At 65.6% G+C, this 12,883-nt stretch carries 9 protein-coding genes; 2 read left to right on the forward strand and 7 right to left on the reverse strand.

The genetic code is table 11. The features are described 5' to 3' along the window. Nucleotides 1-118: 118 nt before the first annotated feature. Entirely contained in the window at nucleotides 119-640 is a 522-nt protein-coding gene (gene sodC, locus AC56LY_RS21275; protein WP_499582955.1) for a superoxide dismutase [Cu-Zn] SodC, read from the forward strand. 83 nt (nucleotides 641-723) lie between these two features. Here the strand turns inward: sodC and AC56LY_RS21280 are convergent, their stop codons facing one another. The 7 genes from AC56LY_RS21280 to AC56LY_RS21310 all read right to left on the reverse strand — a co-directional run bounded on the left by AC56LY_RS21280 (nucleotide 724) and on the right by AC56LY_RS21310 (nucleotide 11,896). After that, on the reverse strand, nucleotides 724-4,269 hold the full coding sequence (locus tag AC56LY_RS21280; RefSeq protein ID WP_499582956.1) for a pectinesterase family protein: 3,546 nt from the start codon (nucleotides 4,267-4,269) through the stop codon (nucleotides 724-726). A 91-nt stretch (nucleotides 4,270-4,360) separates the two neighbouring features. Next, nucleotides 4,361-4,945 carry a hypothetical protein gene (locus AC56LY_RS21285; RefSeq protein WP_499582958.1) on the reverse strand — a complete coding sequence of 195 codons (585 nt, stop codon included), beginning with the start codon at nucleotides 4,943-4,945 and terminating at the stop codon, nucleotides 4,361-4,363. A gap of 208 nt (nucleotides 4,946-5,153) precedes the next feature. After that, complete coding sequence (locus tag AC56LY_RS21290; RefSeq protein WP_499582960.1) at nucleotides 5,154-6,209, reverse strand: AI-2E family transporter; 1,056 nt, start codon at nucleotides 6,207-6,209, stop codon at nucleotides 5,154-5,156. Beyond that, the gene (locus AC56LY_RS21295; RefSeq protein ID WP_499582962.1) at nucleotides 6,202-7,053 is read right to left on the reverse strand and encodes an alpha/beta fold hydrolase; all 852 of its coding nucleotides are present in this window, start codon (nucleotides 7,051-7,053) and stop codon (nucleotides 6,202-6,204) included. The genes AC56LY_RS21290 and AC56LY_RS21295 overlap by 8 nt, the downstream gene beginning before the upstream one ends. 103 nt (nucleotides 7,054-7,156) lie before the next feature. Then, nucleotides 7,157-8,788 (reverse strand): M28 family peptidase, encoded by a 1,632-nt coding sequence (locus AC56LY_RS21300; RefSeq protein ID WP_499582964.1) that lies wholly within the window; start codon nucleotides 8,786-8,788, stop codon nucleotides 7,157-7,159. Nucleotides 8,789-8,897: 109 nt separating this feature from the next. Further along, entirely contained in the window at nucleotides 8,898-11,150 is a 2,253-nt protein-coding gene (locus AC56LY_RS21305; RefSeq protein WP_499582966.1) for a M28 family peptidase, read from the reverse strand. Nucleotides 11,151-11,233: 83 nt separating this feature from the next. Beyond that, nucleotides 11,234-11,896 carry an energy transducer TonB gene (locus AC56LY_RS21310; protein ID WP_499582968.1) on the reverse strand — a complete coding sequence of 221 codons (663 nt, stop codon included), beginning with the start codon at nucleotides 11,894-11,896 and terminating at the stop codon, nucleotides 11,234-11,236. Between the two features lie 333 nt (nucleotides 11,897-12,229). Between AC56LY_RS21310 and AC56LY_RS21315 the strand changes: the two genes are divergently transcribed. Next, entirely contained in the window at nucleotides 12,230-12,880 is a 651-nt protein-coding gene (locus AC56LY_RS21315; RefSeq protein WP_367612158.1) for a response regulator, read from the forward strand. Nucleotides 12,881-12,883: the final 3 nt, after the last annotated feature.

A 12,883-nucleotide genomic window follows, 5' to 3' on the forward strand; every position in this document is an offset into this window, starting at 1 on the left:
GACCAGCGTCCCGTGTTCATTCCCTGGAAGCCCTGGTCAGCCGAACACCCCCTCAGCATGGAATGCTCTACACTCACTTGTCTTTTAAATATCCCGAAATTTTGCCAAGGAGTGAACCATGAACAAACAATGGATGAGTGCTGTCCTGTTCGGCGCCATGTGCGCTTCCGCCAGCGCTGCCGACATGTCGGTCACGCTGAAAATGGCCACCGATAAAGGCGAAGGCGCCAGCATCGGTACCGTGAAGATCAGCGAAAGCCAATACGGCGTCGTGTTCACTCCCGAGCTCAAGGACCTGACCCCAGGCCTGCACGGCTTCCACGTGCACGCCAATGGCAGCTGCGCCCCGAACCAGGCGGACGGCAAGACCGTGCCTGCAGGCGCTGCCGGCGGTCACCTCGATCCGGCCAACACCAAGAAGCATGGCACCCCATGGGGCGATGGCCACCTGGGCGATCTGCCAGGCCTCTCCGTTGACGCCAAGGGCATGGCCACCAATCCGGTGCTGGCCCCGCGCATGAAAATGGCGGACCTCAAGGGCAAGGCGCTGATGGTGCACGTCGGTGGCGACAACCACGCAGATCATCCAGCACCACTGGGTGGTGGTGGCGCCCGCATGGCCTGCGGCGTGATCCAGTAATCCTGTAGAAGAACAAGCAGCAAACGCGCAGGGCCCATCGCTTGTATACCAAGCGATGGGCCCTGCGTTATTTCAACCCTTCGTTACGGCTGCGGATTCCAGCCTTCTCCTGCGCCAAACGCCGCAAACACCTGGGCGCGGGTCGAGAAGCCCGCTTCCACCTCATCGGCGCGCAGCAGGTAACCGCCAACGCGGCGCGACAGGTCCAGCGGCACGCCGGCGAGGTCGGTGCTGCCGTATTCGCGCCAGCCGCTCACCGCATTGGGCACCACCGGATTGGGGGCGGGCTGGCTGTTCACGCCCAGTCCGGCCCAGCCTGCGGGCGCCACATGCCGGTCCATTCGGGTGTTGATGAACGCGATGTTGTCGTAGCTCGTCGTGCCGCCCGGGCTGCGCGCCAGCCAGGTGGCGCCATCGGGCACCTCGCTCTTGAGCGGGCCGCGGCCCGGGCCACGTGTCAGCGCGCTGTTGAGGAAGACAAAGCCCTTGTCGGCCGGATTGATCACGCGTGCCTGCAGCACGTAACCGCCGCTGGTGGGGCTGGAGGTATCGCCGATCGTGCGGATCTCGCTTTCCTCGAACAGCGCGGCGCGGCTGCCGCCCCAGATGAAGTCGACATTGCCGGATACCAGGCTGCGGTAGAACCAGTTGAACCCCTTCAGGTTAAGCGTGTCCTGCTCGCTGTAGAACGCGCTGTTTTTGGCGATCAGGCGGCCACCGTCATTGTTGAAGTACAGCGTTTCGGCCTGGCCGGTGGTGGGGCCGCGCAGCGTCGTGTTGTCGATGCTGAGGGTGTCGAGCACGAGCATGTCCGACGTTTCGACCAGCATCACGGCGCGCCCGCCGGTCGCCGCAGCGGCAGCGTTTGCCACCTGGCTCGCGCCAGTAAATGGATTGAGCGTGTTGTGGTTGGTATAGCGGATCACCACGCCGTCGCGGCTCTGGCCCACGATGCTGACATTGTCCTTGCCACGCAAAAAGAGCAGCTCCTCGTACGCGCCGTTCATCACCCGGATCGTCACCGGCTCGGCCCTGGCGAAGTTCTGCATCGCATAACTGAGCGCCCCCTGCACGGTGCGGAAATCTGCCACGCCATCGTCGTCCACCGTCACGCTCGCACCGCTCGGCGCAGCCGCGCGGGTGGTAAATGCCCATCCAGCAGGCTTGCCGATACCCCGGAACGGCACACCGCCAAGGCTGGTGCCGGTGAAGACGCCGTCGGCGATTGCCACGTAATAGCCCGTGTTGTAATCCAGCTTGTTGCTGTGCAGCTTGATGGTCACCGTGTTGCCGGCAATCTGGATTGGCGTCGTGTTCACCTTGCGGACCTGGTCCTGGCCCGGATAACCGAGCATGTCGGTTTCACCGGTCAGCTTGATCACGTCCACCAGCGCGTCGTCTGCCTGGCGGAAGACGCGGATCGTACCGCCCGTGCCGAGGACCGGCGGCTTGTCGAACACCAGCTTGAGCGTGCTGTCGATATACGCGGCACTTTCCATCGCCGCCGGCACAGCCACGCCGTCGAGCTGGTACACCTGGGTCGGCTGGACGAACTGCGGCGCAATCGTCACCGCAATCGACCGTGTCATGGTCGCGTCCGAGCCGGCCCGGAACAGGATCTCGGCCGTGCCCGCGCCGACCGGTGCGATCGTCGCCATCGCGCCGTCGAGCGTGATGGTAGCCACCGCAGGGTTGCTCGACTCGGCGGTGAAGCTGTCGGGCGTGCCGTCGGCTGCCACCGCAGTGACCTGTACTTGCAGCGGGGCATCGCCGGCTTCGGCGGCCCAGGTGGGTGTGCCGGGGGCGAGCGTGAGCTGCACCGGTTTCATGCGCGGGTCGCCAATGCGCACGTCGTCGATCTGGAAGCTCTTGTTGGCCGTGTACAGGCCGACCCGGCCGCGCGCGGCAAAGCTGCTGTCGGTAACCGAGCCGAGATTTTCGCCGTCGAGATACACCGTCAGCGTGGTGCCGACCATCTCGAACCGCACCGTATAGAACTGGGCGTCCATCGCGATCGGTTTGCGCACCGCGCGCTGCCGATTGAGCGCGCTATTGAGCATCTTGACGATCTCGACCTGGGTGCTGGTGGTGGCGTTCTGCACGTTCAGGCCGGCGCCGTACCAGTTGTTGACATCGACGTAGCGGGTGACCAGGAACAGGAATTTGTTCCCGGTAGTGCCATTGGTCATTGGCCGGATGCGGGCTTCGACGAAGTAGTCGCCCGACGGCACGGCGCCCATCTCGGTGTCCTTGATCAGGGCCAGCACGCCGCCGGTGGTAGCTGCTGTGTATTGCAGCACCTTGTTGGCGCTGCCGGCAGCTTCCGTCACCACGCTGAAGGTGCCGTTCGGGCCCGGCAAGGGCTTGAGGTCCCATTTGGCGCTGCCGCCGTTCTGGAAGTCGTCGCAGAAGTAGAAGCCGGTCGCGGGGCAGGCCAGCGTCGGGCCCGTATCGACGACGACCTTGCCGGTGCCGCTGATGGTCGTCACCAGCTTGCCGCCGCCAGCCTGCGCCAGCGCGTTGGCCTTGACCAGCGGGATCGGCCGCGCGCTGAAGGCATACGGCGGGGTCCAGGTGACGGTCGTCGGCACGCCGCACGCGCCGAGCGGTTTGGCGTTGAGCAGCGAACCGGTGTCCTTGAAGGCGCCGGGAATGGTGCCGCCGAAACTCTCGACGACGTCGCTGCAGGCGGTGGCGCCGGCGACTTCGAACACATTGTTGTGCGACAGGATCTTGGCCGCGTGGCCGACGCCGACGTAATAGCTGGTGGCGTAGACCGGATGCGACGTCGAACCGGCATAGTAGTTGTTAAACAAGTGCACCTGGCCATAGCGCACGCGCGGTGCGCGGCTGGTGACATCGCGGAACACGTTGTTGCTGAACGTGACGCGCAGCTTGCCCTCGTCAGCCGTTGCGCCGTCGCCGCTGCCGACCAGGTTGTTCTTGTTGTGCTCGCCGAAGACGTTGTACGACACGGTGACGTAGTCGGACGCATTCGTGATATCGACCGCGCCGTCATGGCACTGCTTCACCTTGCCGTTCTCGACAGGCAGGAAATTGTCGGTGCGCGGCGCGTCGGTAAAGCTGTTGTGGTCGATCCAGACATGGCTCGAGCCCGTCACGGCGATGGCGTCGAAGGCGCTGTTCCAGTTGCCGCTCGAGCCATCGTTCGGATCCCAGACGGGCGCAACGTCGCACGGATTGACGAGCTTGAGGTTGCGGATGATGATTTGCGAGACGTTGGACAGGATGATGTGGCCGTTGACGATGCCCGAATTCGCGTCGCCAATCAGCGTCGTGTTGCTCTTCAAACGCACCGCGCCGCGTGCCGCCTGGTCCGCGTTGCTGGCATAGGGCTGGCCTTCGCTCATGTCGAGCACGCCGACGAGCTTGATGATCTTGCTGTCGACGCCGCCGTTCTGTATCGCTGCCAGCAGCTGGGCGCGGTTGGTGACCGTGTAGATCTGGGATTCGACGGCATTCGCGCCGCCGACGGTGCCGCCGGCCTGGCTGGCCCAGCCATCGGCAGGGGCGCTCTGGCGCGCCGGATCGACTGCAGCCGCAGCGTGCCCGCTGCTGGCGAAAAGTAGCGCAGCGCACAGCGCTGCATGCAAACGTGGATAGTGCATGTGTTTCTCCTGGTGGAGGAAATGAGGCCGCAAGCCCGCCGCCGCGCTTGACGCGCTGCCGGACTGTCCTTGAATGGCGAGAGACGCGAGGTCAGGCGCGTGGTTTGCGTCCGCTGCGCCCGTTTTGCACCAGCGCCAGTGCGGCCAGGCCGCCTATCAAAATCGCGGGCGCGCCGGGTTCAGGCACCGCCACTGCCGTACCGGTTTCGAGGCGCGCGCTCAGTGAACCGAATTCGCTCCAGTCGACCCCGCTCAGGTCGAGCGCGATCGTGTGACTGTCGATGATCGACAGGCCAGGCATACCAGTGACCCCGCCCATGCCGGTCAGCGTGAATGCCGTGATCGGCAGTGCGCCGCCGAGATCGAAACGCATGCTGTAGGCCCCTGGCGCGACGGCATAGTTGGCGATCACGGTCAGCAAGCCGTCAACGGAAAAGTCGATCCCGAACAGGAAATCCGACGTGAAGAACTCCACGCCGGTGTCGGTAGGATCGAGCTTGCTGGTATTGGCGCCTGGTCCGGCCGCGAAGCCGTGATCCAGCCCGAGCATGCCGTCGGCCGCGCCGTTATAGGTGGCGGTGATGCTGGCGTCTTGCAGCATCAGGGGCGCCGCGTGCACGGCCCCCTGGCCCAGTGCGACGAGCGCAAGGGCTTGCAGTAGATAGTTGGTTTTCAAGATGTCTCCGGCTTGTATTTTTTTAACTGCGAAGTAGGCTCGATGTCAGAGCCGGTGCCGATCTGGTTGATGCGTCAGGCTACCGGACGATGCATCGCGCCTAACCGGTTCATCGATTCTAGATTGGCCCAACCAAATTCGCAAGTTGGTAAACCAAGACGGGAGATTATTACAACAATTTTAATTATTGACGCCAGATTGCCTGGCGTCAGTTCAACCAGCGAATCCGCTTCAACTCGGCTTTGACGAAGGCGTAGATGACGGGTGCCGCGACCATGCCGGCAGGCCCGAACATGATTTCGAAGGCAAACAGCACGATGAGCAGTTCCCAGACTTTCGCGCCGATGCGATGGCCCTGAATTCGCGCGCTCAGGAAGTACTCCAGCTTGTGGATGACGAGGAGGAACACCGCTGAAATGACGGCGGCCGGGAACGCAACGCTCAGCGCGATCGTGCAGATCAGGGTATTCGACACGATGTTGCCCACGACGGGCAGCAGACCAAAGAGGAACGTCGCCAGGATGAGGGTTTTGACGTAGGGGAGATTCCAGCCCAGGGCCGGCATCACGGCTAACAGGTACACCCCTGTCAGTGTCGCGTTGATGGCGGCAATCTTGGTCTGGGCCCAGGCCACGTTCTTGAACGCGGTGGCCAGCATGCTCCAGTGGCGGTGCCAGGTCCGGTAAAAGACGGAATGCCTCGTTTCGTCGGTCGGTGTAACGGTAATGCTCACCGCAGCCAGTACCCCTGTGATCCAGCCAATCACGGTCAACAGCAGACTGCGCAGAATGCCCGAGCCAATGCCCGCGACCGCATTGACATGCTCCTTCAAGGTGTCCGACGCCAGTTCGCGCATCTCGAACAGTGATTGCGGCACGTACTCCGCCAGCGCCGGCGGCAGGAACTGCTTGATCTGCGTGATCGTCTCGGCCACCTTCAGCGAGAACGCACGCAACGATTCGCCCTCGAGCAACCGCACCACCAGAACGCTGATGATGGCGAGCACGGCGATCGACCCCAGGCCGACCACGAAGCTCGCGATGAATTCATGTGAGCGCAGCTTTTTGTACAGGTCGCGCGTACGCAGGACGCTCAACAGGCCGCGCGTGAGCACGAATGCCAGAAGGCCGGCCAGCAGCGCGGGTACCGCGTGCAGCATCAGGGCCAGAAGCAGGCACGCGACGAAGATTGCGGTCGCCGCGTCGCGCGGAAGGTTGAATTTATAAGTGGTCATGAAGTCGTGGTCAGCGTCGTGGTCAACCATCGCTCGCTTGCTCCCGCAACCACGCCAGCGCCGACGCCGCGCTGTTGAGCACCGAGATATGCCCGTCATCCGGCCGCTGCCACAGCCGCGCCGAGCGGCAGCTGCGCGCCAGCCACTCGCTGTGCGCGCACGGCACGACGCGGTCCTGCGCCCCATGCACCAGCAGCACCGGCTGCACGATACGCGCGCAGTCGAACCCCCACGGCGCGACATACGCCAGGTCGTCGTCGATCAGGCCCCCCGGGCCTTCGCTGATCGCCGGCCGGACCACGCTGTCGAACCACGACCAGGTGCCGGACAGCTCGGCCCAGTCTTCGGGCGTGAACATCTCGCGATCGAATTCCTGATTGAGCCCCTCGTGCTGCACCTTGGCTGCATGCCCCTGCGCGGCGGCCCGCAGCGCTGCCGCGCCCGATGCCGTCATCCCCTGAAACCAGTCCAGGCCCGCCGCATCGAACGGCGCCAGGCCCGCGATGCTGACGGCCGCGATGACCCGCTTGGGCAGCAGTGCCGCGCAGGCCAGTGCGTGCGGCCCGCCGCCCGAATGCCCCATCACGGCGAAGTGCTCGATCCCGAGCTGGTCGGCGATGCGCGCGACGTCCGTAGCGCACGAGGCGACATCGCGGCCGCTCTTCGCGCTCGAGCCGCCGTAGCCGGGCCGGTCGTAGCCGATCCAGCGGATGCCCATTTCGAGTGCCGCGGCAAACAGCGGGGCGGGCGGCTTGCCGATGTTCGGCGTGCCGTGGTGCCAGAATACGGTCAGCTCGGGTTCCTCGAACTCCGGTTTCCAGTCGTAATAGTGCAGCACCCGGCCATCGCCCAGCGTCAGTTCGTTCTCCTGCATTGCATGCCTTTCATCGCTCGATGGCGTGATGCTACAACGAGAAACGGGCTGGCGCGCACTCGTCATGCACGCCAGCCCGTTCAGGTCCTGCTACTGAAGCGAATTATTTCGCCGTTTCGCGTGCCTTGCCAAACGGGTCGCCCGCTTTCCAGGTCGGCATCTTCGGTGCATCGGCCACCGCGCGGCCCAGGTTCAGCGTGAACTGCGCCTGCTGCACCATGCCCGACAGATCCCAGCTCGGATCATATTCGTCGCCCACCTGATGGTATTTCTCGCGGTAGGTCTTGGCCTTGGCGCTGTTCGCGTCGGCGTCCTTGACCCAGCTGCTGCCGTAGCCGACCGAGAAGGCGGGCACGCCGGCCTTAACGAAGCTGAAGTGGTCGCTGCGGAAGTAGCCGCCGCTCAGGTCCGGCTTGCTCGGCGCAATGACCATGCCCATCGATTTGGCCACCGTGGCCGCCATCGCGCCCAGTTCGGTGCGCTCGCTGCCCGGCACGCTGACGTCCTTGACCAGGCCGACCCAGTTCAGGCTATCGAGGTTCAGGTTGGCGGCGGTCTTGGCGATTGGCCACAGGGGCGCGGCCACGTAGGCGGCGCTGCCCAGCAGGCCTTGCTCTTCGGCGCCGACCCACAGGAACATCTGGCTGCGCTTGGCCGGGTTCTTCACTGCTTCGGCTGCCATCGCCAGCAGTGCGCCGGTGCCCGATGCGTTGTCGACGGCGCCGTTGAAGATCGTGTCGCCCTCGGTGCCTTGCTTGCCCATGTGATCCCAGTGCGCCGAGTAGATCACCACTTCGTCTTTCAGCTTGGGATCGGTGCCCGGCACGACGCCGGCCACGTTGAATTCTTCGAGCGAGCGCACCTGCGCGCGCGCCTCGCCCTTGACGCGGGCATTCAGTGCGACCGGCTTGAAGTTCTTGTCTTCGGCGGCGGCGCGCAGCTTGTCCAGATCCTGGCCGCCGGCCGCGAACACCTTGCGCGCCGTGGCGTCGGTCATCCAGCCCTGCAGGCCGCTACCCACTTTGCCTTCGGTGAGCTGGAAGCGCTCGGCGTTGGCCCAGCTGTTCTGCACCACGCTCCAGCCATACGATGCCGATGCATCGGTGTGGATCAGCAGGACGCCGGCTGCGCCCTGGCGCGCCGCTTCTTCGAGCTTGTAGGTCCAGCGACCATAGTAGGTCAGGCCCGCGCCATTGAAGCGGGTCGCTTCGGCGGCGGTCGGCGCCGGATCGTTCACCATCATCACGATCACCTTGCCCTTGACGTCCATGCCCTTGAAGTCATCCCACTTTTCTTCCGGCGCCACGATGCCGTAGCCGACGAAGACCATCTCGGCGTCGAGCGTGTGATCGGCCTTGCCGTCGCCCGGGCCCCAGACCCAGTCCGCGCCGAACTGCAGCGGCACGGCCTTGCCGTTGGCGACGATGCCGACATTGCTCTTCTCGGGCAGCGAGCGCACGCCGGCGATCTTGACCGGCTGGCGGAAGCTCTTGCCGTTGCCGGGCTTGAGGCCCACGGCGGCGGCTTGCGTTTCAAGATACGTGACGGTCAGCTCGCCACCGCGCTGGCCGGTACCGCGGCCTTCAAGTGCGTCGGACGACAGGAACGCCATGTGCGCGCGCAGCGGCGCTTCTTGCACGGTGGCCTTGGCCCTGGTCTGGGCATGGGTCGGGAAGGCCAGCGCCAGGCTGCCGGCGAGGACGGAGAGGATGAGGGAAGAGACGATCTTGTGCATGGAGTCCTGCTGCGAAGTGAATGCCGCGAAGTTGACGCTGCATGGTTAATCAAGCCATTCATCGGGAAGGGCGCACTCGTGGCGCGCGCGGCCATTTTATGACAACTTGTCAGTAAAACCGCAGGATATCGGTCGACATCGTCGCGCCCACCTGCGGCGCCACGCCTTGCCGGTCCGCTGGCAAGAGATGCCGCGGCAGGCCGGGAATGTGTTCCTGCACCGTGATGGCGAAGACCTCATTGGGCTCACTTTCGATCTCGAACTGCAGCACCCGGTCCTGCATCCCGTACAGCGACAGCGACCATGCGCTTTCCTTGTCACTGAGCGTCACGCCGTCGACGCGCGAGCGCAGCGCCCTGGCGCCCTGCATGGCCAGCGCGATATGCGGGGCGCGGTTGGCCGAGCGCACCGTGAATCTGGCCAGCCGTACATTCCCGACGTGGTTGCGCAGGATGAAGCACTCGGGGAATGCGATCCCATCGTCACGCGGCGCGACGGCGTACCACTGGGGCGCGCTGCGCAGGCCAAAGACTTCGACGAAGACGGTTGGCCTGGCGCGGCCCGCGAACAGGTCGCGGCGCCAGTCGTCGAGCGGCTGCTGCGGCAGCAGCCAGTAGGCGCGCCACGAGTTCATGTCCTTGTAATAGACCAGCCCCTCGAGATTCGCGGGTGCGACCGCCTGCCCACGTGGCGCCACCGCGCCATCCGGCAGTGTCAGGCAGGCCGCCAGCGCCAGCGCCAGCGCGCCAGTTACGGCGGCCCTGCTGCGCAACATCAGCAGCGGGCCGGCAAAGCACAGCATGGGAAGCGCCATCAGCATCGGCGGAACGTGCATGTGGCCTGGGGCCAGCAGGATCCAGGCATCGCGCAGCGCCGGCGGGAGCAGGCTCGCGGCCGGCGCCAGGCCGGCCAGCAGCACCAGCAGGCGTACGTTGGGGCCTTGCCGTTCGCCCCAGCGCGTATGCAGCAGCGTGAAGGCGCCAAGCGCCGCCACCAGCGGCCAGGCCAGCAGCGGGGCGAGCGTTGGCAGGAACACAGCGGCAAAGAGCAGCACCAGCGTCGGCCAGGCCAGCGCGCCGAGAACCGTCGCGGCCGTGCCGACACTGCGCCGCAGCAGGTACAGGCCGGCCACGAACACGCAGGCCGTGACGACGGCAACGGTCAACGGCAGACGGTGTTCACCGGCCAGGCCGGCGGCGGCCAGCTCGTGATCCCAGCTCCAGGTGCCCACGCGTACCACGAGCAGCAGGAAGCACACGCCGAACGCGCCCTGCGCTGCGTCCAGCACGCCGTCCTGGCCGAACTGTCCGCGCCATGCGCGCGCCAGCATCAGGCAGGACAGGATCGCCGGCACCCACACCAGCCACGCCGCATGGTGGACGGGCCCGATGATCGGCAGTGCAAAGTAGACGTGCGCTGCCTGGCGGCCCGGTGCCAATGGTGCCGCACCGTAGGCGCGGGCCAGGCGCAGCATGGCGTCGCCCAACTGGCGCGGCGCGGTGCCGTCTGCGCGCGGCTCGCCGCCCCCGAACAGCAGCACCGGCGCATCGAGCCGGGTGAGCGGGCCGATGTGGGGCGCGTCGCCCAGCAGCCATGCCAGCGTCGCGTTCGCAGACGTGCCGTGCAGCTCGCGCGCAGCCTGCATCCAGCCCGCCAGGGCCGGTGCACCCGCGCCACTGGCCTCCAGCATGCGTAGCGGACCGTCGACGGCGCCATCGAACCGGAGCGCCATGCCGATGCGGCCGGCCAGCGGGTGCTGCTCGACAAATCCTCGGGACCCCAGCATGCCAACCCGCTCGCCGTCGGCAAACAGCAGCACGATATCGTTGGCCGGCGGGGCGGCGTGCAATGCGCGCGCGGTTTCGAGCAGGGCGCTGGCGGTGGCCGCGCCGGGCAAGGCGTCACGCGGCGCCGCGCCGCTGTCGTAGTGGGTTGCCAGCAGCAGGGCGGGGCGCCGCGCAGCATCCGGCGCGGTGCCGGGAATCGTCACGACGACGTTATGCACGACCCCGATCGTGTGGTGAATGCCGCCGAAGAGCCGCGTGACCGATGTGCGCACGGTCGCGCGCTGCACGGCTGGCGCCAGTCCCATCGCGCGCAGTTGTGTCATCAGGTAGGCACGCGCGTGGGCATTGTCGCTGCCGCCGATCGAGCGGGGGCTGGCCGCCAGCACCCGCTGATGGTCGTTGGCGCGCGCGGCCCACGCGGGGGATGCGACCGAGGCGACGGGCGCCGGGACAACGGGTGGCGCCAGTGCCAGCCAGGCCAGGGCGGTGAGGGCGGCCAGTACGACAGCCCCGGTGAGAGCATGCATGAACCCGCTGACGTTAATGGCGGGTGTTACGGCGCGGACGGCATCCATCGGTTGTTCTCCATGCACCTGTCATAAGGGCGAAAAAAAGCCCGCCGGATCAAGAGGGGCGGGCGAAAGAGGGTCGGTCCTGGTTACTCGAGTGTCCAGACATAGGCCAGCCTGGCCCACCCGGCTTCGGCGACGCCGCCATGCATCGCTGGCTGGAACGTGCATGTGATCAAAGCGTTGATGGCGGCGCGATCGAGATCGCGCGAGCCGCTCGACGACTGGATGCGCGCATCCTGTACCCGCCCATCGGCGCCGACCAGTAGTGCCAGCGTCACGGTGCCGGTGTCGCCATTGCGCGCGGCGCGCACCGGATACGCAGGCTTGGTGCAGCCACTGGCGTCGGCCAGCACGGCGCTGCGCAGTTGGCCGTTGCTGGTCGATGGCTGGGCGGCTGGCGTCGGTGGCGTTTCTGTTTGCAGCGGCGGGGCCGGCTCTTGTGCTGGCTCGGTGCTGGCCTGGACAGCAGCTTGGGGCGGTGGCGCGGCAATCTCGACCTCGACCTTCGGCATCACGATGTCGGGTGGCGCCGACCGGATTTGCGGCCTGGGTGGTTCGGGTGGCGGCGATGGTGGCGGTATCTCGGGAGTCATCCACACCATGGGCTCGTCAAAAATGGCGGGCAGCGAGATCGTCTTCGCATTCATGACGTGCACGACGCCCATCGCAACGAGCACGTGCAGACCGGCGACGAGGACCAACTTGCCAGCTTTGCCGCTGACCCCATCGTGGATGTAAGAACCATGCATACCGACCTCCTTGAGGATTGTTGAAGGGTGCATATCTACCGCTGATGGAATCAATATATGCTAGAGCCTAGCAATTTGCAAAGCTATTATGAGGTAATCTTAGTTCTATTCATGGGCCGCCCAGAGTGCGACGATGTTGCCGGCGTGCTCAGGCAATGCGTCGCCTCAGCGCGCATCGCATGCGTTCTCCGCCCTTTTACCCATCGCTTCCCCGCCCGTTGTGTGAAATAATTCCCCTCTATCCCGGGGCCCATTGCCCCGGCCGTGCATGTCGCGTTCAGACCTGCACGCGCAACGCATGTGCACCACAGGCCCCCGCGCCAGGAGAACAAATTGGCAGAACAGAACAAACCCATCCGCGTCATGCTGGCCGACGATCACCCCATCGTCATGACCGGTTTTGCCATGTCGCTCGAAGCGGCGGGCATGCAGGTGGTGGGCCAGGCCAAGACCCCGAGCGAAGCCACCGCGCTGTACGCGGCCGAGCAGCCCGACGTCGCCGTGCTCGACATGCGCTTCGGCACCGAGCTGACCGGCATGGATGCGGCGCAAGCCATCCTGAAGTCCGACCCGGCGGCCAAGATCGTCTTTCTCAGCCAGTTTGACCAGGATAGTCTGATCAAGGAAACCTACCGCCTCGGCGCCCACGCCTTCGTCACCAAGGATTGCGACCCGGCCGACCTGGCCACTGCCGTGCGTCACGCGCACGAGGGCAAGCTGTACTTCCTGCCGCACATCGCCTCGCGCCTGGCCAGCATGGCCGTGCGCGGCGAAGTCACGCCGCAGTCGCAGCTCGACGAGCGCGGCCTGGAAATCTTCAAGTTCATGGCCGAGGGCATGACCAATGCCGAAATCGCCGAGCGGCTCGATCTGTCGACCAAGACCATCAGCAATATCAGCCAGTCGATCAAAGAGAAGCTGGGCGTGCACCGTCAGGCCAGCATCACGCTGCTGGCCGTCAAGCACGGCCTGATCGAGCCGTAAGCG

Source organism: Telluria sp. ZT3P25 (genome assembly GCF_059685895.1).

Excerpts from the sequence above, each read along its gene's own strand:
- AC56LY_RS21280 (WP_499582956.1), bottom strand. The coding sequence starts at position 4,269 with ATGCACTATCCACGTTTGCATGCAGCGCTGTGCGCTGCGCTACTTTTC.
- sodC (WP_499582955.1), top strand. The coding sequence starts at position 119 with ATGAACAAACAATGGATGAGTGCTGTCCTGTTCGGCGCCATGTGCGCT.
- AC56LY_RS21295 (WP_499582962.1), bottom strand. The coding sequence starts at position 7,053 with ATGCAGGAGAACGAACTGACGCTGGGCGATGGCCGGGTGCTGCACTAT.
- AC56LY_RS21305 (WP_499582966.1), bottom strand. The coding sequence starts at position 11,150 with ATGGATGCCGTCCGCGCCGTAACACCCGCCATTAACGTCAGCGGGTTC.
- AC56LY_RS21290 (WP_499582960.1), bottom strand. The coding sequence starts at position 6,209 with ATGGTTGACCACGACGCTGACCACGACTTCATGACCACTTATAAATTC.
- AC56LY_RS21300 (WP_499582964.1), bottom strand. The coding sequence starts at position 8,788 with ATGCACAAGATCGTCTCTTCCCTCATCCTCTCCGTCCTCGCCGGCAGC.
- AC56LY_RS21310 (WP_499582968.1), bottom strand. The coding sequence starts at position 11,896 with ATGCATGGTTCTTACATCCACGATGGGGTCAGCGGCAAAGCTGGCAAG.